At 53.4% G+C, this 14,272-nt stretch carries 8 protein-coding genes, 1 tRNA gene and 1 rRNA gene; all 10 read left to right on the top strand.

The window, feature by feature from the left end:
* Positions 1 to 224: 224 nt before the first annotated feature.
* The 10 genes from rrf (at position 225) to ACI1P1_RS21020 (ending at position 14,163) form a co-directional block, all read left to right on the top strand.
* Positions 225 to 341, top strand: a 5S ribosomal RNA gene (gene rrf / locus ACI1P1_RS21065).
* 543 nt (positions 342 to 884) lie between these two features.
* Positions 885 to 2,342 (top strand): IMP dehydrogenase, encoded by a 1,458-nt coding sequence (gene guaB, locus ACI1P1_RS21060; protein WP_416218410.1) that lies wholly within the window; start codon positions 885 to 887, stop codon positions 2,340 to 2,342.
* Positions 2,343 to 2,535: 193 nt separating this feature from the next.
* Positions 2,536 to 3,816, top strand: a complete 1,281-nt coding sequence (locus tag ACI1P1_RS21055; RefSeq protein WP_416218409.1) for a D-alanyl-D-alanine carboxypeptidase family protein — start codon at positions 2,536 to 2,538, stop codon at positions 3,814 to 3,816.
* 147 nt (positions 3,817 to 3,963) lie between these two features.
* The gene (gene pdxS, locus ACI1P1_RS21050) at positions 3,964 to 4,848 is read left to right on the top strand and encodes a pyridoxal 5'-phosphate synthase lyase subunit PdxS (protein ID WP_220094452.1); all 885 of its coding nucleotides are present in this window, start codon (positions 3,964 to 3,966) and stop codon (positions 4,846 to 4,848) included.
* Between the two features lie 131 nt (positions 4,849 to 4,979).
* Entirely contained in the window at positions 4,980 to 5,567 is a 588-nt protein-coding gene (gene pdxT, locus ACI1P1_RS21045; protein WP_416218415.1) for a pyridoxal 5'-phosphate synthase glutaminase subunit PdxT, read from the top strand.
* 55 nt (positions 5,568 to 5,622) lie between these two features.
* Positions 5,623 to 6,903, top strand: a complete 1,281-nt coding sequence (gene serS, locus ACI1P1_RS21040) for a serine--tRNA ligase (RefSeq protein WP_416218408.1) — start codon at positions 5,623 to 5,625, stop codon at positions 6,901 to 6,903.
* 82 nt (positions 6,904 to 6,985) lie between these two features.
* Positions 6,986 to 7,075: transfer RNA gene (locus ACI1P1_RS21035), tRNA-Ser, on the top strand.
* 234 nt (positions 7,076 to 7,309) lie between these two features.
* Positions 7,310 to 8,131, top strand: coding sequence for a class I SAM-dependent methyltransferase (locus ACI1P1_RS21030; protein WP_416218407.1), 822 nt, complete (start codon positions 7,310 to 7,312; stop codon positions 8,129 to 8,131).
* 182 nt (positions 8,132 to 8,313) lie between these two features.
* Positions 8,314 to 8,955, top strand: a complete 642-nt coding sequence (locus ACI1P1_RS21025; RefSeq protein ID WP_416218406.1) for a phage tail protein — start codon at positions 8,314 to 8,316, stop codon at positions 8,953 to 8,955.
* 39 nt (positions 8,956 to 8,994) lie between these two features.
* Complete coding sequence (locus ACI1P1_RS21020; RefSeq protein ID WP_416218405.1) at positions 8,995 to 14,163, top strand: YDG domain-containing protein; 5,169 nt, start codon at positions 8,995 to 8,997, stop codon at positions 14,161 to 14,163.
* Positions 14,164 to 14,272: the final 109 nt, after the last annotated feature.

The raw sequence follows: 14,272 nt of genomic DNA, 5'->3' as shown, positions 1-14,272 counted from the left end.
GACGAGGTAGATAGGTTCGGGGTGGAAGTGTGGCAACACATGGAGCTGACGAATACTAATCGGTCGAGGGCTTAACCTAAAATCCCACCAAAGTGAAGAGGACGCTGACGAAGCCGATTCCGAGTACTTTGGCGGGGCCCGGTAAGATATATGATTCAAGAAGAGGTTTCGGTGACCTCGTTTCGCATCCGGTTTTCAGGGCGCAAGCCTTGACTTGCAAAGCGTTTGGTGATGATGGCGGAGGGGAACCACGCGTTCCCATCTCGAACACGACCGTTAAGCCCTCCAGCGCCGATGGTACTTGGACCGCAGGGTCCTGGGAGAGTAGGACGTTGCCAAGCACAGACAGACCCTTTAGCTCACGCTAGAGGGTCTTTTTGTTGTAGTCTCGCGGGCTAACGGACTGGAGAAGCGCTATTTAGTCAAAAACAGGGGTCTGGCTACTCTAACGGACTCCAGTGACGCTATTTGCGGAAACGGAGGCGGTGGAGGCATCTTTTCAGCGGAATAAGAGCACCTGGGTCCGTTAGAGTTCAGGATGGCACTTAATGAGGCGAATAAGGGCTCTGGTGTCCGTAAGCGGGGTGAAAAGACAATAGAGAGCGTAGAGCAAAAGAGTGAACGAGTGTAGAGGAGCATAGAGCTCCAGAGTGAACGAGTACAGAGGGCCATAGAGGATCAAGAAACAAAACGGTCCTATAGCTCCTCCTAAAAATAGCGGTGTAATTATACAGTTTGATCCATATTTCCACAAACCATCCTAATTCATTACAAATAAATGGTTAGTTTGGAGGCAAAAAATGTCCAGGGTTGACATTAAAATTGACCATTTGGTACAATAGCAAAAATATCGGGAAAACGTACTCTTAAGGAGGCCATTTGGCGTGTGGGAAACGAAGTTTGCTAAAGAAGGACTGACGTTTGATGATGTGTTGTTGATGCCCCGGAAGTCTGATGTACTGCCGAGGGAAGTGGATGTCTCCACCAGACTCAGTTCCAAGCTGAAGCTCAACATACCGCTCATGAGTGCCGGGATGGATACCGTCACAGAATCTCAGCTGGCGATTGCCATTGCCCGTGAGGGTGGAATTGGCGTCATTCACAAGAACATGACCATTAGCCAGCAGGCGGAAGAGGTAGACCGGGTGAAGCGCTCCGAAAGCGGCGTTATCACCAATCCGTTCTCTCTTACTCCGGAGCACCATGTGTATGATGCGGAAGAGCTGATGAGCAAATTTCGGATTTCCGGCGTGCCGATTGTCAACGAAGCCAACAAGCTCGTTGGGATTCTGACCAACCGGGACCTGCGGTTTGTCCATGACTACTCTATCAAGATTAAGGAAGTTATGACCCGCGACAATCTCGTCACTGCTCCTGTGGGAACCACCCTTCAACAAGCGGAAGGTATTCTGCAGAAGCATAAGATCGAGAAGCTGCCTCTGGTGGATGAGAACTATGAGCTGAAGGGTCTCATCACCATTAAGGATATTGAGAAGGCAATCCAGTTCCCTAACGCCGCTAAGGACCCGCAAGGACGTTTGGTTGTAGGCGCTGCGGTAGGGATCTCCAAGGATACCATGGAACGGGTAACTGCTTTGGTACAAGCCGGTGTGGATCTGATTGTGGTGGATTCCGCGCATGGTCACCAACGCAACATCCTCAATGCGGTGGCCAGTATCCGCTCCACATATCCGGAGCTGGTGATTGTTGCCGGCAACGTCGCAACTGCCGAAGCCACCAGAGACCTGATTGAAGCAGGCGCATCCGTTGTTAAGGTAGGTATCGGGCCGGGTTCCATTTGTACCACCCGCGTTATTGCCGGCATCGGTGTACCGCAGATTACCGCCATTTATGACTGTGCCATGGCTGCGCGGCCTTACAACATTCCGGTGATTGCCGACGGCGGGATCAAGTATTCCGGTGACCTGACCAAGGCCATTGCGGCAGGCGCTTCAGCCATTATGATCGGCAGCCTGTTCGCCGGTACAGAGGAGAGCCCTGGAGAATCCGAGATTTATCAAGGTCGGCGCTTCAAGGTATACCGCGGCATGGGTTCCATCGGAGCTATGAAGGATGGCAGCAAGGACCGCTACTTCCAGGAGAATGAAAGCAAGCTGGTTCCGGAAGGCATCGAAGGCCGTGTGGCTTATAAGGGGCCTTTGGCGGATACCATCCATCAACTGATCGGCGGTTTGCGTTCGGGCATGGGGTATTGCGGAACAGCCAATCTGGAGCAGCTGAAGGAAGATACCCAGTTTGTACGGATCTCCGGAGCCGGTCTCCGCGAATCCCACCCTCATGATGTACAGATTACAAAGGAAGCGCCAAACTACTCCTTGTAAGCCAGGGGACAGTTGGAATACATTACAACAGGACGAGCCTATCCGCTTGTCCTGTTTTTTATTATGGCCGGAGGCATGTTCAGCCAATGAATTAATGGAGATTTGGTGCCCAAGAAATCGGGTTACAAAACGGGGGGCAATCTATGGTACAATAAAGCAATGTGAATAATCATTTTTTATAGGAGTGTGGGTAGTGAAGAAAGCCGTTGCGAAGAAAAGTAGAATTGGCGTCATGATTCTTTCAGCTGTCGTTTCCTTGCATCTTGCCGTCATTCATGATCCAGGACATGCGCATGCAGCCGATGCTGCGCCCGATCTGAAGCTGGAGGTTTCCTCCGCCATTCTGATGGATGCGGCTACCGGACAGGTATTGTATGAGAACAATGCGGATGTGGCGCTGCCTCCGGCCAGTATGGCCAAGATGATGACCGAGTATCTGGTTCTGGAAGATATTAAGAGTGGCAAGTTGAAGTGGGATGATTCGGTAACCACCTCCCAGCATGCGGCCGATACCATCGGTTCCGGACAGCTGTTGGCGGTAAATGAGACCCTGTCTGTACGCAGTATGTTCGAGGCCATGTCTATTTATTCGGGCAATGATGCCAGTGTGGCATTGGCAGAAAAGGTAGCGGGTAGCGAAGAGCAGTTTGCTGCATTGATGAACGATACAGCCCGCAAATTGGGGCTGTCCAAGGATGCCAATTTTATTAACTCCACAGGCCTCAGCCGGATCGATATGGGGAAATATGCCCCGAAGAATCTGCAGGGTGAAACTGTCATGTCCGCAAGAGACGCCGCCACCTTGGCTTATCATATTTTGAATGAGCATAAAGAAGTGCTGGAGTTTACCAAGATTCCGTCCAAAAAGCTGCGCGAAACGGACAAGTCCCCTATGATCAACTGGAACTGGATGCTGGAGGGCAATCAAAGTAACCCCAACTTCCGCTCTTATGTGTTCCAGGGACTGGACGGGCTGAAAACCGGGCACACCAACGAGGCCGGATATTGCTTTACCGGAACCGCTGAGCGTAACGGAATGAGACTGATCAGCGTGGTGATGGGCGCTAAGACGGAACCGAAGCGTTTTTTGGAAACAGCCAAGCTGCTGAACTACGGGTTTAATACCTTTGAAATGAAGGAAATCGTCAAGGCAGATACTGAAGTTGATGAATTGAAAACCGTAGAAGTCAAAAAGGCGATCCATACCGATGTACCGGTTGTAACCCAATCGGCCTTGTCCATTCTGGTGAAGAAGGGTGTTAAGGACGAAGAGATTGTGAAGGTGGGAGAGCCTGCTGCCGAGGATGTCCGTGTAGCGCCGGTGGAAAAAGGCGAGGTTCTGGGCAAACTGACGGTGACCTACAACAACCAAACGTATGATGTAAATCTGGTGGCGAAGGAAGATGTGAAGAAAGCGGGCTGGTTTAAGCTGATGATGCGGTCCATCCGACATTTCTTTACGAATTTGTTCTAATCGACAAAAAACCTGGAGGAATCGCCCTTTCGCGGTTGTATAATGGCGGGTGTTCCTGTAAAATCAATGGTTAGAATCTTTTTGTAACACCACTTGTAAATTCCGGCGCCAACTGCGCATTGGGACATAATGTTTAGGAGGGTTATCTTGATGGAAACAGGAACTTCCCGTGTAAAAAGAGGTATGGCTGAAATGCAAAAGGGCGGCGTCATTATGGACGTTATGAACGCCGAACAAGCGAAGATCGCGGAAGCGGCCGGAGCCTCCGCCGTAATGGCGCTGGAGCGCGTACCTGCCGATATCCGTGCGGCTGGCGGCGTTGCCCGTATGGCTGACCCCACAGTATTTGAGGGCGTTGTAAAGGCCGTGACGATCCCGGTTATGGCGAAGGCCCGTATCGGTCATTTTGTGGAGGCGAAGATTCTGGAGGCACTGGGTGCCGACTATATCGATGAGAGCGAAGTACTCACGCCTGCCGATGAAGTGTTCCATATTAATAAGAAGGAATTTACCGTTCCGTTCGTTTGCGGCGCACGCGATCTGGGTGAAGCACTCCGCCGGATCGGCGAAGGCGCGTCTATGATCCGTACCAAGGGTGAGCCGGGCACAGGCAATATCGTGGAAGCGGTACGCCACATGCGCATGATCAACGCTCAACTGCGCAAGGTGCAAAGCCTGTCCCTGGACGAGCTGATGGCGGAAGCCAAGAACCTGGGTGCCCCGTATGAGCTCTTGCTACAAGTCCACCAAACCGGCAAGCTGCCGGTGGTTAACTTCGCGGCAGGCGGCGTTGCCACTCCGGCGGATGCGGCTTTGATGATGCACCTGGGCGCCGACGGCGTATTCGTAGGCTCCGGTATCTTCAAGTCGGACAATCCGGAAAAATTCGCCAAGGCGATTGTGGAAGCTACTACACACTACACAGACTATGCACTGATTGCAGAGCTGTCCAAGAACCTGGGCACTCCCATGAAGGGCATTGAAATTTCCAAGCTGGACGCAACCCAACGCATGCAGGACCGCGGCTGGTAAAAGCAGCTCTGATCAGGAAAGAGCTTCTGTATAGCTGAATTGCGGGGCGGGCTCGCAAAACGGGCAGGATGAGGCAGCTAGAGGCCTCTCCTGCCTCGCGTTGCTTGGCAGGAGAGAAAGAAGGAATGGATATGAAGATAGGCGTGCTTGCCCTTCAAGGCGCAGTAGCGGAGCATGTGCGGATGATTGAATTGGCGGGTGGCGAAGGGGTTGTCATCAAGCGGACGGAGCAGCTTAAGGAAATCGATGGTCTGATTATCCCCGGCGGGGAAAGCACTACCATCGGTAAGCTGATGCGCACGTACGGCTTTATTGATGCCATTCGGGAGTTCTCCGAAGAGAAGAAGCCTGTATTCGGCACCTGTGCCGGACTGATTCTGATTGCCAGCCAGATCACGGGACAAGCTCCCGGCCAACCGGATTCCCATCTTGGGCTGATGGATATGGTAGCGGCCCGCAATGCCTTCGGACGCCAGCGGGAAAGCTTCGAAACGGATTTGGCGGTAAAGGGAATGGAGGACACGGTCAGAGCAGTGTTCATCCGCGCTCCCCTTATCGAATCTGTGGGCGAAGCGGTGGATGTGCTGTCCGTCTACAGCGGACAAATCGTTGCCGCGCGGCAGGAGCATCTGCTCGCCGCATCCTTCCATCCCGAATTGACGGATGATTATGGCTTTCACTCGTATTTTTTGAATATGGTTAGGCAATACAGAGGGTAAGACTTGAAGAATTGATGAAGCAACTTATCAATCCCTTGCGGGAGGCGTTTCAACTTTGCTGGATGCGAAATTATTGCGTAATGAACCGGACCGCGTGCGTACAGGCTTACAAAACCGCGGCAAACAAACCGATGACCTTAACCGCTTCACCGATCTGGATGCCAGACGCCGGGAGAAGCTTACAGAAGCCGAGAGCTTGAAGAACCGCCGTAACACCGTGTCCCAGGAGGTTGCCGCCAAGAAGCGTGCCGGAGAGGACGCTGAGGGGCTTATTCTGGAGATGCGCCAGGTGGGAGACCGGATTAAGGAGCTGGACGAGGAGATCCGCGTAATCGAAGCGGAGCTGGATCAAGTGCTTTTGTCCATTCCCAATGTACCCCATGCCAGTGTGCCGGTAGGCCATTCCGAGGAAGAGAATGTGGAGCTGCGCAAGCAGGGAAGTCCTGCTGAATTCGCTTATGCCCCCAAGGCTCATTGGGAGCTGGCCCAGGATCTGGACATTCTTGATTTCGAACGCGCTGCCAAGGTAACGGGCTCCCGGTTTACCTTTTATAAGGGACTAGGTGCACGTCTGGAACGGGCACTGATCAACTTTATGATGGACCTTCATGCGGAAGAGCATGGTTATGAGGAAATGCTGCCTCCGTATATCGTGAATCGGGACAGCATGACCGGAACCGGCCAGCTGCCGAAGTTTGCTGAGGATGTGTTCCAGCTGGAGGGTACCGACTACTTCCTGATTCCTACAGCGGAAGTGCCGGTCACGAACTATCACCGGGATGAGATTCTCACAGCGGATGAACTGCCGAAGAAATTCGTTGCCTTCAGCGCCTGCTTCCGTTCCGAAGCCGGAGCATCCGGCCGGGATACCCGTGGTCTGATCCGCCAGCATCAATTCAACAAGGTGGAACTGGTGAAGCTGACTCTGCCGGAGAATTCCTATGACGAGCTGGAATCGCTGACACAGAATGCGGAGAAGGTGCTCCAGCTGTTGAAGCTGCCCTACCGCGTCATGTCCCTGTGCTCCGGAGATATGGGCTTTTCCTCGGCCAAAACCTATGACCTTGAGGTTTGGCTGCCTTCCGCAGGCTGCTACCGGGAAATTTCCTCCTGCAGCAACTTCGAGGACTTCCAGGCGCGCCGCGCAGGCATCCGTTTCCGCCGGGATCCGAAGGCGAAGCCGGAATTCGTCCATACCTTGAACGGCTCTGGCCTGGCTCTGGGACGTACGGTTGCCGCCATTCTGGAGAACTACCAGGAGGCAGACGGCTCCGTGCGGGTTCCTGAGGTACTGGTACCGTACATGAACGGCAAGACCCGGATTGAGAAGAAGTAACACTTGCTCCCCCTGTCAGGCCTATGGTACAATGACTTTTGCCACGGCTGAAAGCAGGCCTCATGGATGGCGACATCCATACGGAGAGGTGGTCGAGTGGTTTATGGCAGCGGTCTTGAAAACCGTCGTACCTGCGAGGGTACCGTGGGTTCGAATCCCACCCTCTCCGCCATATTTCTTACCTATCATGTATAGAAACTTAGACCTTCCCTGTTGGGAGGGTCTTTTTTGTTTTATCCATTTATTCCATACAGAATGGTCGTTCCTACGTGATATGCTGGTACCATTATAGTAATTGGGAGGATGATTGATATGAAACACGCACATATTCTTTCAGCAACAGTCACAACTGTCACAAGGAGGGCCACTATACGCTAACCCTCCTTTTTTCCCTTGGAGGATTCATATGGTATTGAACTGGATTCATGCTAAAGATTATACAATGGACACGCTGCTGCTGTTGGACCGGTGGGTGATCCGGTATTGGATGAGGGAATGCAAGCCTTACAATACTGCAGGGCGTGATTACCGGGCAGATATGGGGAAAGCCCTGAGCCGCTACCCTCACGTATCCCATTACTGCAAGCGGAAAGCACCGGAGTGTGCCGAATTTGTTGATGCTGTGTTGAGCCTTGTGCCGGAATCCTTAAGCCTGGAGGAAGCTCGCGCCGCGGAAACGGCGATTCTTGAATATCACCAAAGCTTCGTGGTCTATGCATACCCGGAAGTGATGGAGGAAGTCAACTACATCCGCTGCTGGAGGCCGGAACGGCTGTATGATTTGGTTGATTTGGCAGGTCGTATCGTGTTGGACGTAGGGGCCGGTACGGGAAGACTGGCATTTGCTGCTGCCCCCCTGGCTAAACGGGTGTACGCCAGCGAACCCTGTGATGTTATGCGGGAGTATATGCGGGACCGGATACAACGGGAAGGGATCGCGAATATGAAGGTGTTGGATGGCGTAGCGACGGATCTGGCCTTCGAGGACAATACCTTCGATGTGGTGATGGCGGGCCATGTGGTGGGGGATGACTTTGACCGGGAGCTTGGCGAGATGATCCGTGTTACTAAACCAGGCGGTTGGCTGGTGTGCTGCAACGGGGATGATGAATTCAAACGGGAGGAGCCTAACCGGGAGCTGGTGGAACGCGGCTTTGCATTTGTCCGTTACGAAAGCTCGGAGGGCGGCATCATTTATAATTACCGCAAGCAGGTTGTAAAAGAATAAGCAGTGGACATAGCAGCATATGCTGTTATGTCCTTTTTTTTGCATTTATGGCGGGTCAGTAAATGAGTGGAAATCTTTTATAAAAATAATTATCGAAAAAAATGAGAGCTTAATAGGCAGGTGATATAATGATTCCAAGGTTCTTATGCCTTTATTACATTAACGGAATGAAGAGAGGGAGTATGATGAAGATGAAAGCGCTCAAGAAAATCATGGTATGTATGGCAGTTGTTGCAGTCACCCTATTTTCCGGGCTGAAAGAAACGCCAAAGGCCTATGCTGAGGAGCAAATGTTGGGTGAAATCCGGATGTTTGCCGGAAATTTCGCCCCGAGGGGATGGGCCTTCTGTAATGGACAGGTGCTTTCCATCAGCACGAATTCAGCTCTGTTCAGTTTGCTCGGTACTACATACGGCGGGAATGGAACGTCCACCTTTGCGCTTCCGGATCTCCGGGGCCGTTCTCCGGTTGGAGCAGGCCAAGGACCGGGGCTGCAGAATTACGTATTAGGTCAACAAGGCGGTACAGAATCCCAGACTATTCTGTCCAGCAATATGCCTGCACATACCCATTCCCTCTCCGACCCGGCCAACACTTCGCAAGGAACCTCGAATACACCCGGCACGGATAAAATTCTGGCAAAAGCGGTCACTCCTGACCGGCAAGAGGTGAATATTTATACCACTGCATCTCCGGACACCAGTTTAAAAAGCAGCTCTGCGGGTGTAGCAGGCAATTCTCTGCCGCTTGCGACAAGAGCGCCTTATCTGGCCATTAACTACATTATTGCAGTAGAAGGCGTCTATCCGTCCCGGGACTATTAGGATCTTGGAGGCAGCCGTTTGCAATGGAGGGAGACTTTCATGAAATTCTGGAAATCATTATCGAGGCATGCAGCGGGATGGTTATTGGGTTCGCTCCTTATTCTTGGGGGTGTTACGGCAGGAAAAGCTTATGCCGCAGAATATTTTTATTATACCCAGTCTTATGCACCATACCAGCTTATGGTAGCACCGCTGTCAGATCCGGCTCACGGAAGCGTCATCTATACATCGGAAACGGGAAGCCCCTATGCTGTTGCGGTGGATGAGGCAAACCGAATCCTTTACTTCTCCGATCCACACAGCACAGTTGCCACCATATTCAAGGCAAATTTGGATGGAAGCGACGCAGCCCCTGTAATTACAGGAGCCCACGCCCAAGGGCTGGCTGTCAATCCGGAAAACGGAGATCTTTATTACGCAGAACCCAACACTGGAACCGTGTATAAGGCAGCCAGAGGCGCCACCGGCGGGACGGTTGTATATTCTTCAACAGGTGCCCCTCGGGCGGTAGCAGTGGATGCGGCAGCAGGCTATCTGTACATCGCCGATTATAACTTAGGTCTTATTATCCGTTCCGGTCTGGACGGCACCAGTCCTCAAACGTTTATCAGCGGGGTGCACGCTGCAGGGCTTGCTGTAGATGAGGCCAATGGAAAGCTGTATTATTCCGTCGCCTATGAGCCGGATTTCTATGTAGCCAAAGCGGATCTTGCTACCGGACAAGGGGAAGAGATCATCTATACATCCGCAACCGGTTCACCCAAGGCGTTGTCCATACATAAGCAAGGGGGCACCTTATATTTTTCGGATTGGCATTCCTCTGTGGCCGGCATTTTTACAGCCAGTCTTACAGAAACGCCCAATCCGTCTGTCATGATTACCGGAGTAAATGCTTATGGTCTGGCCGTGGCTACGGACATTCCGAAGATAACTGCTGTCAGTCCCGTCGAAGGACCTGCAGCGGGGGGAACGGCTGTAACCCTAACCGGCACAGGCTTTACGGGTGCGACTGGAGTAAGCTTCGGCGGTATTCCGGGAACAGGCTTGAAGGTAGTCCATGATACGGAAATCACTGTTACTGCACCTCCGGGGAGCGGAACGGTGGATGTACGGGTGGAAGGACCAGGAGGCGTAAGTCCTGCCGGATCCAACAGCCGGTTCACGTATTCTCAGCCTGCTGCGGCAGCGCCAACTGCTTCGGTTACCACCAACAGCGGGTTTATTAAAAAGGATGCCGTCATCACGTTGTCTTCCGAAAGTGGGGCCACTCTTTATTACACAGCTGCAGTGAATGCGGAGCCTGACATACCCACAACGGCTACACCGACATTTGTTGCGCATGGAGGATCCATAGCAACCCCTGGTCTTACCTACGGGGATGTATTGAATATAAAGGCGATTGCCGTGGCGGCAGGCAAGGCGGACAGCCCTGTTATTTCTTTCAGCTACACGGTTCAGTCTCAAACAGCTCTTGCGTTGACGAATATTACTGTTTCCGATAAGGAGTATGACGGGAAGGTTGACGCCCCTGCGGACTTCAGCGGTGCGGCTCTGAGCGGAATTATCGGAAGCGATACGGTGGTGCTGGCAGGTACGCCTATGGCTACCTATTCTGACAAGGATGCCGGGAATGCAAAGACAGTGACCGTCAGCGGTTACTCCCTGGCCGGTCCTGATGCGGATTATTACACCCTGAACCAATCGTTAACGGTAACCGCCAGTATTGTCAAGAAGCCGCTCGCCGTGGGCGATATATCCGTAGCTGCTAAGGAGTATGACGGCATTCCTTCTGCCCGGGTGGAGAGCATATCCATTGCAGGGGGCATCGTGGGCACTGACATCGTCACCGTGGATGTCAGCCAGGCCGTGGCAGTCTTTGCAGGAGGCTCTGCCCCAGGGCTGGGTAAGACCGTTGAAGTGAGCAATATTATGCTTGCAGGAACAGATAAGGGCAATTACAGCATTGCCGCTACTGATTCGGCTACTTCGGACATTGTGCCCAGGCCGGTGACTGTCAGCCAGATTGTGATTGCCGACAAGAGCTATGACGGAACCCGTTCCGCAACCATTGCAGGCGCTTCTCTCACTGGCCGGATCGGCGTCGAGGATGTTACAGTGGATTATTCGCAGGCTGTTGCTTCTTTTGATAATGAGGCCATAGGAAGCGGGAAGTCAGTAACGGTGACCGGCTTGAAGCTGGGAGGAGCGGACAGCGGGAATTATCGGCTGGATGACGGTAGCTTCATTACATCTGGCAATATCAACGGTTTAGGCACGGTTGATACCCCTACAGCATCAATTGCCGGGGGGACAGAGGTCAAAAGCGGGACTGCTGTTTCATTAACGACGGCAGGCTTCCCCGGAGCTCTCATTCATTATGCTGCCGGACCGGCTGCAGCCTCTCCCGGCGAGATGACTGGACAAATAGCCAGTGGAGGGACAGTAACCATTACAGGCAGTCCGGGCGATGTTGTGGTTCTGAGCGTATACGGCGCGCAGACTGGCTACAGCAGCAGTTCGGCTGCGCATTATTCCTATACCATCCGCCAGGTCCGGACCCTGACAGTCAGCGGGGCCAACGCAGCCAGCAAGGAGTATGACGGCAGCCGGGAAGCGTCCGTAACGGGCGGGACGCTGTCCGGCCAGATAGAGCCGGGGGATGAGGTTGTTCTGTTGACCGAACGCGCCACCGGGCAATTTGCGGATAAGCAAGCGGGCGCCGGAAAGACTGTAGCCGCAACCGGCTATTCCCTGACAGGAGCGGACAGCATGTACTATGAGCTTGTGCAGCCCTCGTTGGCGGCAGATATCCGGGTTAGAGAGGTAGCTGTCAGCAGTGCACTTGTCGCCGATAAGGTGTTTGATGGCGGCATTAAAGCTGTTATAACAGGGATTACTCTGGACAGAAAAGTGCCTGGGGACGAGGTGGAAGTGGATCCTGCTTCAGCTGCGGCCGAATTTACAGATGCGGGTGTCGGCAGCGGTAAAACGGTGACCATTACCGGACTGAAGCTCACGGGAGCCGATGCGGGGAATTACCGCCTAACCTCCTCCACAGCTTCAGCCCAAGGAGCCATTCTCCCTGCAGGAGCTGTCGCAGTTCCCCAAATTAGTCCGGGAACGGAGCGTATTCTCTCCGGTACGCCGGTTACGCTGTCCGTCGCTACAGGCGGTGCAGAGATTTACTATACTTTGGATGGAGGTACTCCTGGCAGGAGCAGCATCAGGTTTACGCAGCCTGTGCAGGTTACCGGAAATCCGGGGGATTCGGTTACGGTGAAGGCCATTGCGGTGAAGCAGGGAATGACTGACAGCTCGGTTATGGAAAAGCAGTACATCATTGCAGCCGCTGGGGAGCTCCAGGTGACGGCTAAGCCAGGAGATCGGACGGTGGCCTTAAGCTGGCCGGCTGTGCCTGAAGCCGTGACCTACAGTGTTTACGGCGGACCGGGGAACACCTACCTGGGCGTTGGCGGCCCGGTAACAGCAAGTGTATACGGGTATCAGGCCGGGGGATTAACCAATGGTGTATCCTATACCTTTTACATTACTGCGGTGGATGAAGTGAGCCGGATTATCCAATCCGCCCGGATTGAAGCAACACCCCATACGGTGGCCGGGAAACCCACAGACGTTAAGGCTGTGGCCGGAAACGGCAGTGTGACGCTCAGCTTCACGGCTCCTGCAGATAACGGGGGAAGCCCCATCGAAACCTACATTGCCGTCTCCAGTCCAGGGGGCATAACGGCTGAAAGTGCAGGCAGTCCCATCGTCTTCACCGGACTGGCCAATGGAGTGAGTTATACCTTTACGGTGAAGGCGTATAATGCCGCGGGGGCCGGACTTGAATCGGAGGTTTCCAATACAGTGACGCCTGTGGCGCCGTCAGAAGAAGGTGGAGGCTCTTCAGGAGGCGGTACCGAAGGTGAGAGCAGCGGTAACGGCAGCAGCACCGGGAATGGTGGAGCTGGACCAGGCGCGCCTGCGGAGCCGCTTCCCGTCGATGTGCAAGAGGGCATAGCGGCGGTTACACTGACCATCAAGGCAGTGTCCGCCAATAGCGGCGGGGCGGCCAGTGCGACGGTTTCACATGATCAAATAAACAATGCACTCAACCGGGCTTTGGAATCCGCCAAGACACAAGGCAACGGCGTTAAAGCGGCAATCATTATTCAAGTTGAAGCGGGGGAAGGCACAGCAGGTGTTGAAACACGAATTCCCCAGACGGCAATAGAGCAGGCAATCTCCTCGGGAATTGCGTACTTGACGTTCACCACTCCCCTGCTTTCGACAGCTTTTGATACGGAAGCCCTCAGGACCATTGCTGCAGAAGCAACAGGGGATGTCCATTTCCATTTGTCTCCAAGTGATTCCTCCGGGTTGTCCTCTGAAGCACAGCGCTTGGTGGGGAGCCGGCCAGTATATGACCTTCAGGTTATAAGCGGAGATAAGACCATATCCCGGTTTGGAGGAGGCGTAACGGTATCTGTTCCTTACACGCCTAAGGCCGGGGAGATTACAGATGCTATCGTGATCTATTACCTGAGCGGCAGCGGGAGGCCGGCGGTTGTAGCAGAAAGCCGGTACATTCCCGGAACAGGAATGATCCGCTTCCGCACTAATCATTTTTCCGTATATGGGGTGGGATATAACCCGGCAAGCTTCAGGGATGTTTCGGAGCATGCATGGTATGCCGAGGCGGTAGACTTCATTGCCGCACGGGAGATTACCTCCGGTACAGGAGACGGAATCTTCAGTCCCGATGCTGCGATGACCCGAGGCAGCTTCCTGGTTATGGCCATGAGGGCTTATGGGATTACTCCCGAAGAACCGTCGGCAGACAATTTTGCCGATGCGGGCAGCACCTATTACACCGGTTACCTGGCTGCAGCGAAGCGGCTTGGCATCGCCCAGGGAGTAGATTCTGAGCGGTTCGTTCCAGAGAGGGAAATTACAAGGCAAGAAATGTTTACGCTAATCCGAAATGTATTGGAAACCGCCCACAGGCTGCCGGAAAATACAAACGGGTTGGGGAGTATTTGGTCCAGCTTTGCGGACAGCGGAGAGATTGAGTCTTGGGCGAAGGAGGCGGTGGCGTTCATGGCGGACAGCGGATTGATCAGCGGCAGCGGCGGCAGACTGCGGCCTGCTGATACCGCCACACGGTCCGAAATGGCTCAGCTCCTGTACAATCTTCTGACCCGTTAGCTTCTTCCCATTGACCGAAGCAAGTAACCCATAAACCGGAGTATGACAGAGGACATTCCTGCTGCATGCTCCGGTTTTATGATTTAGGGAAAGACGGCAGGAGACAGAA

It is taken from the genome of Paenibacillus mesotrionivorans, assembly GCF_046098205.1.
GTDB lineage: Bacteria > Bacillota > Bacilli > Paenibacillales > NBRC-103111 > Paenibacillus_AR > Paenibacillus_AR mesotrionivorans.
The sequence above is the reverse complement of the archived record's forward strand: the minus strand, read 5'-3'. Positions and strand labels throughout refer to the sequence as shown.